The 14391-nt window shown below is 72.2% G+C and carries 9 protein-coding genes; 4 read left to right on the top strand and 5 right to left on the bottom strand.

Features of this window, described 5'->3' with window-relative positions; translation table 11 throughout:
- Nucleotides 1-65: 65 nt before the first annotated feature.
- Nucleotides 66-1439, top strand: coding sequence for a glycoside hydrolase family 43 protein (locus tag AB0C22_RS25220; protein WP_219463269.1), 1374 nt, complete (start codon nucleotides 66-68; stop codon nucleotides 1437-1439).
- Nucleotides 1440-1510: 71 nt separating this feature from the next.
- The gene (locus AB0C22_RS25215) at nucleotides 1511-2455 is read left to right on the top strand and encodes a hypothetical protein (protein ID WP_219463267.1); all 945 of its coding nucleotides are present in this window, start codon (nucleotides 1511-1513) and stop codon (nucleotides 2453-2455) included.
- 27 nt (nucleotides 2456-2482) lie between these two features.
- On the opposite strand, the gene AB0C22_RS25210 is transcribed toward AB0C22_RS25215, so the two are convergent.
- From AB0C22_RS25210 to AB0C22_RS25190, 5 genes are all read right to left on the bottom strand, one after another.
- Nucleotides 2483-3967: an MFS transporter gene (locus tag AB0C22_RS25210; protein WP_357537379.1), complete on the bottom strand. Its 1485-nt coding sequence runs from the start codon at nucleotides 3965-3967 to the stop codon at nucleotides 2483-2485.
- A 90-nt stretch (nucleotides 3968-4057) separates the two neighbouring features.
- Nucleotides 4058-5320: a helix-turn-helix transcriptional regulator gene (locus AB0C22_RS25205; RefSeq protein WP_219463264.1), complete on the bottom strand. Its 1263-nt coding sequence runs from the start codon at nucleotides 5318-5320 to the stop codon at nucleotides 4058-4060.
- A gap of 239 nt (nucleotides 5321-5559) precedes the next feature.
- Nucleotides 5560-6306: an SDR family oxidoreductase gene (locus tag AB0C22_RS25200; RefSeq protein ID WP_357537377.1), complete on the bottom strand. Its 747-nt coding sequence runs from the start codon at nucleotides 6304-6306 to the stop codon at nucleotides 5560-5562.
- Complete coding sequence (locus AB0C22_RS25195) at nucleotides 6303-7937, bottom strand: FAD-binding protein (protein ID WP_208567535.1); 1635 nt, start codon at nucleotides 7935-7937, stop codon at nucleotides 6303-6305. Before AB0C22_RS25195 ends, AB0C22_RS25200 begins: the two co-directional genes overlap by 4 nt.
- 287 nt (nucleotides 7938-8224) lie before the next feature.
- Nucleotides 8225-8614 (bottom strand): helix-turn-helix domain-containing protein, encoded by a 390-nt coding sequence (locus AB0C22_RS25190; RefSeq protein ID WP_307799254.1) that lies wholly within the window; start codon nucleotides 8612-8614, stop codon nucleotides 8225-8227.
- A 136-nt stretch (nucleotides 8615-8750) separates the two neighbouring features.
- Between AB0C22_RS25190 and AB0C22_RS25185 the strand changes: the two genes are divergently transcribed.
- Nucleotides 8751-9404, top strand: a complete 654-nt coding sequence (locus AB0C22_RS25185) for an NAD(P)H-binding protein (RefSeq protein ID WP_219463261.1) — start codon at nucleotides 8751-8753, stop codon at nucleotides 9402-9404.
- 1468 nt (nucleotides 9405-10872) lie between these two features.
- Nucleotides 10873-14391: beta-ketoacyl synthase N-terminal-like domain-containing protein (locus AB0C22_RS25180; RefSeq protein ID WP_357537375.1), on the top strand; the 3519-nt coding region annotated here is incomplete at its 3' end.

Raw genomic sequence — 14391 nt, 5'->3', positions numbered from 1 at the left:
ATCGATGTTAGCGATAACGTACGAGGGTCAGTGCCGCCCTGCCGCCCGCCACCCGAGGTGATCAGTTGAAGCGTCGCACCCTCCTGTCCGCCACCGGTGCCGCCCTGGCCGGGGCGACCCTGCTGCGCCCCGCGACCGCGTCCGCCGCCCCCGGGGACGGTTACGTCATGGCGTACTTCACCGAGTCGCCGAGCATGACCGCCGCCAACTACGGGCTGCACCTCGCCGTCAGCAGCGACGGCCTGAACTGGACCCCGCTCAACCAGAACCGCCCCGTCGCCACCCCGACGCTGGGCAGCCGTGGCCTGCGCGACCCGTTCGTCCTGCGCAAGCAGAACGGCGGCTTCGTGGTGCTCGCCACCGACCTCAACGGCACCGACTGGAACTACCAGAGCCAGTACCTGCACGTCTGGGACTCGGCCGACCTGCGCACCTTCACCGGCTACCGGCTGCTCAAGGTGCACTCGCTGGCCACCCACGCCTGGGCGCCCGAGGCGTACTGGGACGCCGGGCGCGGGCAGTACGCCGTGGTCTACTCCGCCGTCACCGGCGGCCGCAACGTGCTGATGGTGAACTACACCAGCGACTTCGTGACCGCCTCCGCCCCGCAGACGTTCTTCGACCCCGGCTACGACGCCATCGACGGCAGCTTCGTCACCGTCAACGGGGTCAACTACATGTACTTCAAGAACAACACCAACAGCACCCTGCTCGGCACCCGCTCCACCACCCTCAACCCGGGCAGCTTCAGCATCCACACCGCCGCCGTCAGCCCCGGTCGGGGCGTCGAGGCCCCGCAGATCGTCAAGTCCCACACCGCGAACACCTGGTACCTGTGGGGCGACACGTGGAGCCCCAACGGCCGGTTCTTCTGCTGGCAGACCAGCAACGTGGCAGGCGGCACGTGGAGCCTGCTCAACGACCGGGCGTACACCCAGCCGCTGAACTCCAAGCACCCCGGGATCGCCCCGGTGACCTCGGCCGAGCTGACCGCGCTCACCGCCGCCTGGGGGCTGCCCACCTGGAACCGGATCAAGTCGTACAACTTCCCCGACCGCTACCTGCGGCACGGCAACAACGTCGCGCGCATCGACCCGTACCCGTTCGAGCCGTACCAGGACCAGCTGTGGACCCTGGTGCCCGGCCTGGCCGACCCGGCCGGGGTGTCGTTCCGCTCGGTGAACTACCCCGACCGGTACCTGCGCCACTACGACTACACGATCCGGTTGGCGGCCAACGACGGCACCAGCGCGTTCCGGGGCGACGCCACGTTCTACCGCACGGCCGGCCTCGCCGACTCGTCGTGGACGTCGTTCCGGTCGTACAACTTCCCCGACCGTTACCTGCGCCACTACGACTACCTGCTGCGCATCGACCCGCTCACCAGCAGCTCACCGGCCACCGACCGGCAGGACGCCACCTTCCGGATCGGCTACTGACCACACCCGGCACACCGACGGACGCCGAACCCGCCCGTCGGTGCCGGCGCGTCCGGCCCTATCCTGGCCCGATGTCGTACGCCGAACTCCGTGTCGACCAGTGGAACGACCGGTCCGAGGAGGCCGCCGGCCGACTGGCCCGGGAGATCGCGGCACGGCACGACCTGACCGTGGTGGGCCTACGGGACACCACCTACGCGGGACGCCGGCACCGCACGGCGGTGTTCGACCGGGGCGGGCTGCGGTTCGCGCTGGTACCCGGCGGTCGGCCGACGCTCGGCTACGACGCGGCCCGGTTCCACCCCGGCGCGGCCCAGGCGGCCAGCTACGCCGACAGCGCCGAGGAGTACGGCCTGCCGCCGCTGACCGAGCACCTCGACGCGATGACCTCGCCCGTGCGCGACGTCGACCTGCCGGCGATGCTGGTCGCGGTGGAGGCGTTCGAACCCGGCGAGATGCCGGTGCCGCCGGACGACCCCCGGGTCGGTGAACTCGTCGCGTCCCTCGGCCGCCGGAGCGACGGGGCGGGCACGGTGAGCTCCGCCGACGGGCTGACCGTCGAGCTGGACTCGACCGGCCGGGTGACCCGCGCGGTGCTGGTCGAGGAGTTCGACCACGACGAGGCGATGGCCGCCCTCACCGACCTCGGCCTGCGGACCACCAGCCCGGACGAGTGGGAGTGGGCCTGCGGCGCGGGCGCGACCACCCTGTTCCGCTGGGGCGACGACACCCCCGACGACGGCTACCCGGTCGAGCAGGTGACCGGGGTGCACCGCACGCCGAACCTGTGGGGGTTGGCGATCGGTCAGGACTCCTACCGGTACGAGGTGACGACCGAACCGACGGTGGTGTGCGGCGGTGACGGCGGTGTCGTCACCTGCGGCGGTAGCGGCTTCTTCCTGGGCTGGCTGACCCTCGCGACGGCCTACCGGGACGGGGACTTCGGCCGGTGGCTCGCCTCCGACGACGGGTACGCCGACGAGACCCTGACCCGACCGGTGATCAGCCTGGGCTGAGCGACGGCCCACCGGCCGCCGCCCGGGCTACTCGCTCACTGCCGACCGTATTGGGCCCGGGGCGTGTTCCACCCGGGCCGCGCCCCGGGCCCGACGGTCGACGACCACGAGCAGCATCGCGACGGCGATCGCTACCGCCGCCAGCACCAGCGCCACCGTGTGCAGCGCGTCGGTGAAGTGCCGTCCGCGCAGGCCGACGGGGCTCGCGGCGGCGATGAACGCCCCGGCCGCCGCGATGCTCACGTTCTCGGTGGAGAGTCGGATGGTGTTGAACAGCCCGGCCGCCGCCCCCCGTCGGCTCTCGTCCGCCTCGGAGACGGCGAGCCGGTCGATGTGACCGGAGGGCAGTCCGGCCCCCGCCCCGATGGCGAGCAGGGGCAGCGCCATGGTGGGCAACGTGCTGCCCGGCGACAGGGTCACCAGCCCTAGCGCGCCGAGCCCGCAGAGCACCACCGACGTGACCAGGACCGGGGTCATCCCGACGCTCCTGATCAGGATGCCGCCCACCGGCGGCAACGCGATCGTCGGGGCGGTGAGCACCAGCATCCAGGCGCCCGCCTCGGTGGGGGACAGGCCCACCACGTTGATCAGGTACGACGGCAGGTAGACCAGGATCGGCACCAGCACCACCATCAGGGTGCCCGCGGTGATCGCGATCGCCGTGTACCGGGGATTGCGCAGCAGCGTCAGGTCGGTCACCGGGTGCGCCACCCGACGCTCCACACCGACGAACGACAGCAGCAGCACGGCGGACAGGGCCGCCCCGCCCCACAGCAGCGGATGCGTCGCCCCGAGCCGGGGCGCCTCCACCAGGGTCGCGATGCCGATCAGCGAGGCCCCGGTGAACAGCAGCGCCCCGGCCCAGTCGAACGGCGGGTGGGCCGACGTCCGGCGTGCGGCGGCGGGCGGGCGGGCGGCCAGGGCGAGACCGATCACCAGCACGCCCACCGCGGCGGGTACCCCGAACACGGCCTGCCACCCCAGCGTCTCCAACGCCACGCCGCTGAGCTGCGGTCCGAACGCCAACCCCACGCCGAGCAGGGTGCCCAGCAGGCCGAAGGCGCGGGCCTGCGCCCGGCCGGTCAACACGACCGACAGCAGCGCCACCCCGCCGGTCACGGTGGCCGCCGCGCCGACGCCCGTGACGGCGCGGGTCAGGTTCAGCACCAGCACCGTCGGTGCGAACGCCGAAGCGGCGGAGGCGACCGCGAAGACCGCCACCCCCGACAGGAACACCCGGTAGGGGCTCCACCGGTCGGTGACCGCGCCGCCCAGCACGAGGAACGCGGCGAACGTCGCGTTGTAGGCGTTGACCACCCACTGCGCGGCGACGGTGCTGGTCTGGAGGTCGTGTTGGATGCCGGGCAACGCGACCGACGCCCCGGTGATGGTCAGCGGGAGGACCGTGGTGGCCAGCAGCACGGCCACCGCGTGGACCTGTGCCCGGCGGGTCGGCCGGTCCCGGTGCTCCTGCGCCCCGGCGGAATCCGGTGCGGAGAGGTGACTAGACATGAGGTTCCGTTAGAGGTGTGGGCCCCGGCGTCCGGGGTCCGTGGTGAGGGCGATCAGGTCGGGAGGGCGTCGCCCCGGCGACGCGGTGGGTCAGCCCATGATCAGGCGGAGTTCCTTGCGGTTGCCGATGCCGAGCTTCTTGTACACATGGGTCAGGTGCTGCTCCACCGTGCTGATCGTGATGCTGAGATCCCGGGCGATCATCTTGTTCTGCTTGCCCCGGCCGGCCAGTGTGGCGACCTTCAACTCGCTGTCGGTGAGCGTCGACAGGAACGCCGGCGGACGCCGCTCCAGCACCGTGACGGTAGCGTAGTCCCCGCGTCCGAAGTCGAGCGGTTCGGTCTGCAACCGGCGCAGGATCAGGAAGAAGTCGGGGCTCGACGAGAACCGCTCCAGCGTCGTGAGGATCGCCTCGCGGGCACCGCCGAAGACCACCCCGACGCTGTCCGTGGTCTGCATGGCCCGGGCCCGTATCTCGTCGCCGCGGGCCTGCAACGCCGCATCCACCAGGTGTACGGCGACGTCCTGCTCGCCGAGCATCTGGTAGCCGGCCGCCGCCGCCAGCCGCCACGGGAAGAGGTGCTCCAGCGCCATGCCCCACTCGGCCATGCTCCGCCCGCAGCTCATGAACCGGGTCACCGCGCCGCGTGGGTCACCGGTGCCCAGACAGAAGTGCCCGAAGCCGTGCCGGTACCAGAGGCTGTAGCTGGACTCGTCCATCAACGCCGACGGGGTGGTACGCAGGTGGTGCACCGCCGCGCCGATCCGGCCCAGGGCCAGGTTGCCCAGGACCACGGTGGCCAGCGGCTCACCGATCCGGTGCGCCCAACGCCTCGGCTGCATCATCCGCAGCGCCTGCTCACCCCACTCGACGCCGCCCTGCACGTCGCCGTCGAGCAGCGCGCAGACGGCGTGCAGGCTGGTGAGCCGGGCCCGCCAACCGATCGGGTTCTGCCCGCCGAGACGCTGCCGGGCCGCCGCCGCGCAGGCGGCGGCGTTCGGATCCCCGGACAGCAGCAGGATGCGGATCGCGCAACTCACCAGCCACTCGACGCCGGTGGGGATCTGGGCGTCCTGGTTCTCCAGGTAGTCACGGGCCATGGTGACGTGGTCCAGGCCGGGCCAGGTGGCGGTCATCGCGTTGACCAACCCGAGGGTCATCAACTGCTCGCGGCTCATGTCCTCAAGGGACGTGCCGTGCCGGGCCTCACCGCAGGGATAGAGGTCGGTGAGCCGGTCGAGGGCGCCGGGGAAATCGCAGGAGGCCAGCACCAGCGACTTCCACCGGTCGGATTCACGTGCCTCGGGGTGGCCGGCGAGCGGTTCGAGGCTCGCCTCGATTCTCCGGAACACCCGGTCGTAACCAACGACCTGCCTGATCGGCCGTCGCGCGGAATCGACATCGGGCCGCAACCACGTCCCCGGGAACTCTTCCGGGTAATCGCCGAATAAGGGTTCGGTTATCATTGGTCCCCCTGCCGTGCAAGTCGTTCCGAATTGCGTGACCGGCCCCTATGAAAGCACTCCTGTCTGTTCGACCGCTGATCTTTACCGGCACTGATCTTTACCGGGACGTGCCGGCGGTACGGCCGTCAGCGGGAGATCCGTTCCTCTCCCGCGATGACGACCTCCGTGAACGGATGCGGGGCGACCGGGTGCCCGGCGTTGACGATCCACGCCTCGCCGGTACGTCCCGTCGTGTGCGCCTGCTCGGCGGCGGCGGCCACCTCCTCCGGTGTCACCAACCCGACACCCGCACGCACCAGCGCGTCGCGCCGGTCGGCGAGCATCGGGGTGTCCACCGCGCCCGGGCAGAGCGCGTTGATCCGGATGTTCACCTGCCCGAGCGGGCCCGCGAGGGACCGGGCCAGCCCGACCACCGCGTGCTTGCTCGCCGAGTACAGGGCGTCCGGCGACGGACGCACCCCGGTGGTGCTGGCCGTGACCAGCACCGCGCCACCGCCGTGCGCCCGCATCGGCGCGTACGCGGCCTGCACGCCGAACACGACGGAGTCGACGTTGGTCCGCATCATCGACTGGTACGCCTGCGGGTCGAACCCGTCGCCGACCGCCGTGCCGGCGAGCACGCCCACGTTGAGGTGCAGCAGGTCCAGTGTCCCGTGCCGGGTCAGGGTCGCCTCGACGTACTCCTGGCAGCCGGCCATGGTGGTCGCGTCGGTGTGCACGAACAGCCCGTCGCACCCGCCGGCCACCGCGCGCCCCCGCCCGGCGTCACGGTCCACGATCACCACTTGCCAACCCCGGGACCGGAAGCGGTGGGCCACTGCGGAGCCGATCCCACCGGCACCCGCAGTGACCACCAGGACCTGTCCGGTCACGGAGCCGCCACGCCCAGGACGTGGCTGAACACGTTGAGCGGGTCGTAGGCCGCCTTGGCCAGTTGCAGGCGCGGGTAGTTGTCGCCGTAGAACAGCGTCGACCACGACACGCCGGAGGTGTTCTGGGTGCTGTCGAGGAAGTCGATGTCGGGCCAGTTGATGTAGGACCCCTCGTTGCGGGCGTCCGGCGCCGGCACCCCACCGGTCTCGGCGTACACGTCCCGGTAGAGCCCGCGCAGCCAGTCGATGTTCGTCGCGTCGGCGCTCGGGTCGTCCCAGTAGCTGGTGAACGACGCGGCCATCACCGACGAGCGGTGCGCCGTCGCCGTCGCGGTGGGAGCGGTGGCGTTGATCGCCCCGCCGTACGACAGCAGCGTCAGGCCGGACGCCGGGTTGGTGTAGCCGCTCGCCGTGAGCCGGTCGAACACCCGCCCCGCCTGGGCGTCGGTGTAGCGCTGCTTGAGCAGGCCACCCTTGCTCTTGGAGCGCAGTGGGCCGGTGATGCCGAACGCGGCGGCCGTGGTCGGCAGGTTCAGCGTGGTGGTCAGCCACGGCCGGGTGCCGGTGTCGAGGATCGTCGGCGTCGCGGTGACGCCCGCGGTGATCGCGCTGACGTAGGAGCTGCGCAGCGTGTTGTTGCCGCTGACCGTAGGGTCGACCTGGGCGACGACCGACAGCCGGCCGTACTCGCTGCGGTTGGCGGTCAGCGCGGAGAACAGCTTGGTGCCGGTGGCCCCGGGGGCGCTGTTCAGCTCGTGCCAGGTGCCGTAGTTGGCCATGATCCGGACGAAGTCCGCCCGGGACACGTCGGCCCAGTTCCAGGTGAGGATGGTGTTGGCGACCGCACCGGGCGGCGTCGGCAGCAGCGTGCTCGGGTTGGTGCCGGTGGCCGTGGCGCTGCGCAGCCAGAACCGGGTGACGATGCCGAAGTTGCCGCCCCCGCCGCCGGTGTGTGCCCACCACAGCTCGCGGTTCGGGTCCCCGGTGGCCCGGGTTGCCACGACGGACTTCGCCGTGCCGGTCGCGTCGACGATGACGACCTCGACCGCGTCGATGTAGTCGGCGACGATGCCGTGCTGCCGGGACAGCATGCCGAACCCGCCGCCGGTGGCGTGCCCGCCGATGCCGACGCTCTGGCAGGAGCCACCGGGGACGGTGACGCCCCACCCCCAGTCCAGCCGCCGGTACAGGTCGCCGAGGGTGACCCCGCCCTGCACGCAGAAGGCGTTACGGGTGGTGTCGAAGGTGACCGAGCGCATCTCGACCAGGTCGATGACGACCTTCGCCGCCGGGTCGTCGACGAAGTTCTCCAGGCAGTGCCCGCCGCTGCGGACCACGACCTTCTTGCCGGCCGTCACGGCCGCCTGCACCGCGGCGACGACCTGCTTGGTGGTACTGACGATCCGCACCGCCTCCGGGCTGCCCACGAAGCGGCGGTTGAACCCGCGCTGGAGGGCGTCGGCGTAACGGCGGTCGGTGGGGCCGATCGTCACCGGCCCGGGAGTCTTCTGCCCACCGGCCAGGCTGTCGACCTGGGCGGGCGCGGCGACCACGTGGTCGCCGATCAGCGTGCTCGCACCTGCGCCGGCGATGACGGTGCCGACACCGGACATCAACCGCCTACGGCTCAACCGGGACAAGCTTCCCCCTGGAATTGAGTGAATGTGGGGTGGACACCGCGCCCGATGCGTCGAGGCCCGGCGAAGAAACGTCAATGGGGGCGCGCGGCGATGCGCTCGCCACCTGTCGAACGGACCGTAACCTTACTATGGGAATTTCGCCGCAGCCAACGGTCGAAGCGCTCGCCAGAACCCCTAGATCTCCCCTAGGGAAATTGTGTCCTGGATCACCTGAGTCGACGGTAATGGATGCGCTGAGCTATCCGGCCGGCACCCCGAATCAATGCAGAAATGCCTGATCAGCGCAGTTCCACCCGGCCCTGTCGGGCATGTTCGCGGTCGTATGCCTCCTGCGCGTCGAGCATCGCGCCGAGGTGGTCGTGCGCCCACTGGACGGCCAGCTCGATGGCGGGCAGCAGGGTCCGACCCAGCTCGGTCAGGCCATAGTGGACGCTGCGCGGCGGGCCGGGCTGCTCCATCCGGGCGACGAAGCCGTCCCGTTCCAGGCCGCGGAGCGCCGCCGTCAGCACCTTCGCCGTGACCGGGCCGATCTGCGCCCGGATGTCGGAGTACCGCATCGGTCCCTCGGCCAACAGGGAGATCACCATCGCCGTCCACTTGTCGCCGATGTGGATCGGCGCGATGCCGGACGGGCAGACCGGATCGAAGCGCGAGGTGGAGTCCGTCACCGATCCAGCCTAACGAGGTTTCCCGGAAGAAACCTCGGTGCTCGTTACCGTGGCACGCCGGCGCCGTTCGCAGCCGTACAGCCCGTACGCGTGGGCGGCAAACCGGAACATCGGCATCGCGAGAGAGGGACGACCAGTGACCAAGATCGTAGTGTTCGGCGCAGGCGGCAAGGCGGGCAGGGCGATCGTGGCCGAGGCCGCCAGCCGTGGGCACGAGGTCGTCGCGGTCGTCCGGGACACCACCCGGTACGCCGACCTCTCCGGCTCCGGCGTCGAGGTGGTCGCCGGCGACGTCACCGACCAGTCGCAGGTCGCCGCCCTGGTCAAGGGCGCGGGCGCGGTGGTGAACGCGGTCGCCCCCGGTGCCGGGGACAACATGGCGACGTTCTTCACCGCCGCCGCCGGCGCGCTCGTCAACGCCGTCGCCGAGACCGGCGGGGGCCGCCTGGTCGCCATCGGCCTGTCGGCCTACCTCGACGCCGCGCCCGGCGTCCGGGTCATGGACACCCCCGGCTTCCCGGCGCAGTTCCAGGACTTCGCCAAGGCCCACGCGGCGGCGCTCGACGTGCTGCGGGAGGCGCCGGCGACGGTCGAGTGGTCGGTGGTGGTGCCGGCGATGGAGTTCGACCCGGAGGGCGAGCGGACCGGGGCGTACCGCGCGGGCGACACCGGCATGCTTGCCGACGCCGACGGTGCCAGCCGCATCTCCTACCGCGACTTCGCCATCGCCGTCCTCGACGAGGCCGAGCAGGGCGCACACCCGCGCACGCACTTCGCCGTCGCCTACTGAGCTCCGGCGCGGAGCACACCGCGTCCTGACCGTCGGCCCGGAACGCCGCGTCCGGGCCGGCACGAGTGGTAGCCGGCGCGGGGCGTCGCCCGCCCGGCCGCCTGGACGCGGGCCGGAACCCGCCCGGTCGGCTGCCCGCAATGGGCGCGGCAGCCGACCGGGCGGGTGGCCCGGGGGTCCCGTGACCGGGGTCGACCGTCCACGACGGACCCACCCCTGTGCCGGCACAGGACTGAAGCCCGGGCCGGCTGCGGCCTCCGCCACCGGCCCCCGGTGCGAGGGGTAGCCGGTGGCGGCGGCCGCAGCATGACAGGGCGGCAGGTCGACCGGAGTGCCCGGCTACCGGGCCTGCGGCTGGGAAACCGCCGGCCGCGGCCAACGGCACCGCCGACATCCACCGCCTCGGCCGCCGCCGCGCCTGGTTCCTGGTCCCGGCTCTGGCATTCGGCACGGCACAGCGGTCCGCCCATGGCTGGAGGGTAGATTCGCTGGCCGCTGGCCGCTGGCCGCTGGCCGCTGGCCGCTGGCCGCTGGCCGCTGGCCCGCCGGAGGTATCCCGCGCGTGGGGTACGTGACCCCGGGTCTCCTCGGATCGACCGTCTGCCGTGCCCCGGACCCGGTCGCTCGTCGCCCGGAGTTGGCCCGTTCTGCTCGCCGGGGCGTGGCCCCGCGCGTGGCAGCCCCCGTCCTGCTGCGCGGAGGGCCGGGCGCGCGTCGGATCGTCGTGCCGGTCGCGTGCCCTGTTTCCGCGCCGGTCGTCCGCTGCGTCCACGACCGGTGGCGTGCTTTCCCTCTCTGATTGTTCGCGTTCTCCCGGAGCGTCGACGCCGGCGCGGTGAATTGTTTCCGCCGGGGAACGGTCTTGTTTCCGCCGCCGCCCCCATTGTCGGTGGCCGCTGATCCACTTTCGAGCATTTTCCCAGCGTGGTAATTGCGCGCCGCAGGGTCGTGGTGTCGTACGCCACTGGCCAGCCGATGACGAAACAATACGAGTCCGGTTCTGATCAGCATGCGTATCGGTGCTCCGGTGCCCGTGGTCGATGTGGCGGCGGCCGCCCCGCCGGTGTGGCCGGGCGGGTGCCGGCCCCACCGCCGCCCAGAGTCGCGCCGGCCGGAAAGTGCACTACGGCGGCCCTTTTGGATCGGCATCGCCGCCCGGCGCGGCCGGGTTCGTCAGGTGGCGACCGGTCAGGTACCGCCCGTCGTCGCACGCTGCGGTGGCGGCGCTGGGTCGGCCGGGTCCAGCGCGGGGAGGTGACCGAAAAGGGAGCAGAATGCGTTGCCGATAAACATCGATTAAACGGAGAGTTGACGATTCTAGGGGAAATCTAGGGGTTGAAGGCAATCGATCACTGATCGACTCTGGACGGGTCGTTGGCGGAGCGGATCGAAGCACCTCTCTCGATCACCTGCAATTCCCACGCGCTTCGCGTCACTGGGCCCACCGCGTCGAACCCGGGGGAAATACGTGGCTGTCCTGCACGGATACGAGTCGACTGATTCCACGGCGGACATCGCGATCACCGGCATCGCGTGCCGTTTTCCCGAAGCACCGGACCCTGCCCGATTCTGGGAATTGCTCGTGGCGGGCCGCAGCACCGTGCGGGACGTCCGGGACCGCTGGCCCGCCGCCACCGGGGCCGCCCGCTGGGGTGCCTTCCTGACCGAGGTCGACACCTTCGACGCGCCCTTCTTCGACATCGGCGCCCGCGAGGCCGCACTGCTCGACCCGAGGCAACGTCTCCTGCTCGAACTCGGCTGGGAGGCACTGGAAGACGGCCGGGTGCCCGCCGACACCGTGGCCGGCACCCCGTTGGGCGTGTTCGTCGGCACCACCTGGGACGACTACGCCCAGGTGGCACACCGCCACCGCACCGCGCTGCGCTCCGGCCACGCGATGACCGGCCTGCACCGCAGCATGATCGCCAACCGGCTGTCGTACTTTCTGCGCGCCAACGGGCCGAGCGTCACCGTCGACACCGGCCAGTCGTCCTCGCTGGTGGCCGTCCACCTGGCCTGCGCCAGCCTGCGCAGCGGCGAGTCGACGACCGCGCTCGCCGCCGGGGTGAGCCTGGCCCTGCTGCTGGAGAGCAGCCACATCTCCGACGACTGGGGCGGGTTGTCACCCGACGGTCGCTGCCACACCTTCGACGCCCGCGCCAACGGCTACGTCCGGGGCGAGGGCGGGGGAGCGGTCCTGCTCAAACCGCTCGACCGGGCGCTCGCCGATGGCGACCGGATCTACTGCGTGATCCGGGGCAGCGCGGTCTCCGCCGGTGCGGGCAGCACCCCCACCACCCCCGACCCGGCCGCCCAGGAGGCGACGCTGCGGGCCGCCCACCGCCGCGCGGGCACCACCGCCGCCGACGTCCAGTACGTCGAACTGCACGGCACGGGCACCCGGGTCGGCGACCCGATCGAAGCCGCCGCGCTGGGCCGGGCGCTCGGCGACCCGGCCGCGCCGCTGGCGGTCGGCTCGGTAAAGACCAACATCGGCCACCTGGAGGGTGCCGCCGGCATCGCCGGACTGATCAAGACCGCGCTGGCCGTACGGCACCGCCAACTCCCCCCGAGCCTGCACTTCGCCACCCCGAACCCCGACATCGACCTGCCCCGGCTCGGCCTGACGGTGGTCACCGACCCGACGCCCTGGCCGCGCCCGGACCGGCCCCTGGTGGCGGGGGTCAGCTCGTTCGGCATGGGCGGGACGAACTGCCACGTGGTCCTCGGCGAGGCCCCCACCGACGCGCCGCCGGCCGCCCCGGTGACGCCGGACGTGCCGGTCGTTGCCTGGCCGGTGTCCGCGAAGTCCGACCAGGCCCGGGACGCCGCCGTGAGGCGCCTGCGGGAGGGCGACGCCGACCCGGCGGCGGTGGCCTGGTCCCTGGCCACCACCCGGGCCGAGCTGACCCACCGGGCCGTCGTGGTCGGCGACCGGGTGCTCACCGGCCAGGCGGGCGACACCGCCCTGGGATTCGTGTTCGCCGGTCAGGGTGCCCAACGGGTCGGCATGGGACTGCGCCTGCACGCGGCCCACCCGGTCTTCGCCGCCGCCTTCGACGAGGTGTGCGCGCTGGCCCGGGTGGACCTACGCACGGCGATCAGCACCGGCGACGGGCTCGACGCCACCGGCACCACCCAACCCGCCCTGTTCGCCGTCGAGGTGGCGTTGTTCCGGCTGCTGGAGTCGTGGGGCGTCCACCCCGATGTGCTCGTCGGCCATTCGATCGGCGAGATCGCCGCCGCGCACGTCGCCGGCGTGCTCGACCTGCCGGACGCGGTGCGCCTGGTGTCCGCACGCGGTGAACTGATGCAGGCGCTGCCCGCCGGTGGGGCCATGGCGAACGTCCGCGCCGCCGACTCCGTCGTACGCCCGTTCCTGCGCGACGGCGTGGTCGTCGCGGCCGTCAACGGCCCCGACGCGACGGTGCTCGCCGGACCCGCCGGGCCGCTGCGCGCGGTCACCGGGGAGATCGCGGCGGCGACCCGGGCCCGGGTACGGCACCTGCGGGTCAGCCACGCCTTCCACTCCCCCCTGATGGACCCGATGCGCGACCGGTTCCGCCGGGTCCTGTCGACGGTGACGTTCCGGCCGGCCACCCTGCCCGTCGTCTCCACCGTGACCGGTGCGCCCGCCGACCTGACCGACCCCGAACACTGGGTACGCCAGGTACGCGAACCGGTGCTCTTCCACGCCGCCGTCACCGGGGCCGGCACCGCGTACCACGTCGGCACCTGGCTGGAACTCGGACCGGACGGCTCACTGTCCACCCTGATCGACGGCGGCGTCCCCACTTCGCGCGTCGACCACGACGAGGCCACCAGCATCGTCACCGCCGCCGCGACGGTGTGGACCCGTGGTCACCGGGTGGACTGGCGCAGCCTGCTCGGCGGGGCGGGCCGCGTCGTCGACCTGCCCACCTACCCGTTCCAACGCACCCGGCACTGGGTCGGTGCCCGGCCGGAACCCATCCGGACCGACCGGCCGGCCGCCGACCGCGACCTCACCGCCGAGATCGACGTCCTCGTCCGCCGGGTGCTCGGCGGACGCGCGCCCGCCGTCATCGCGCCCACCACCACGTTCCACGACCTGGGCTTCACCTCGCTGCTGGCGGTCGAGCTACGCGACGAACTCGCCGCCGCCACCGGTCTGGTCCTCCCCAGCGGGCTGCTGTTCGACCATCCCACCCCCGCCGCGCTCGCCGAACGGCTCACCGTGCTGCTGGCCGACAGCGACCCGGCCCCCGACGACGAAGCCGACGACGACACCGCGACCGTCGTGGACGAACCCGTCGCCATCGTCGGGATGGCCTGCCGCTTCCCGGGCGGGGTGGCGTCACCGGAAGACCTGTGGACACTGCTCGTCGGCGGCACCGACGTCATTGGAGAGTTCCCCGACGACCGGGGTTGGGACCTGACGGCGCTGCGCGACTCCGGCCGGCTCGGCACCGGCTCGGGCGGGTTCCTCGCCGACGCCGCCGGCTTCGACGCCGCGTTCTTCGGCATCTCACCCCGTGAGGCGCTGGGCATGGATCCACAGCAACGGCTGCTGCTGGAGGTCTCCTGGGAGGCGCTGGAACGCGCGGGAATCGCCCCCACCTCCCTGCGGAACAGCCGGGTCGGCGTCTTCGCCGGCGCGACCGGGGGCGACTACGGCCCCCGGATGCACGAGGCCCACCCCGACGCCGAGGGCTACCTGCTCACCGGCATCAGCCCCAGCGTCGCCTCCGGCCGCATCGCGTACACCCTCGGGCTCACCGGGCCGGCACTGACGGTCGACACGGCCTGCTCGTCGTCGCTGGTCGCCGTACACCTGGCGGCATCGGCGCTGCGCAACGGCGAGTGTTCGCTGGCGTTGGCCGGGGGCGTCACCGTGATGTCCACGCCGGGCATGTTCGTCGAGTTCAGCCGGCAGGGCGGGCTGTCGCCGGACGGCCGGTGCAAGGCGTTCTCGGCCGACGCGGACGGCACGGGATGGGCCGAGGGC

It is taken from the genome of Micromonospora sp. NPDC048894, from assembly GCF_040649765.1.
In the GTDB taxonomy this organism is placed as follows: Bacteria; Actinomycetota; Actinomycetes; order Mycobacteriales; family Micromonosporaceae; genus Micromonospora; species Micromonospora antibiotica.
This window is presented reverse-complemented; position numbering and strand designations above follow the sequence as displayed.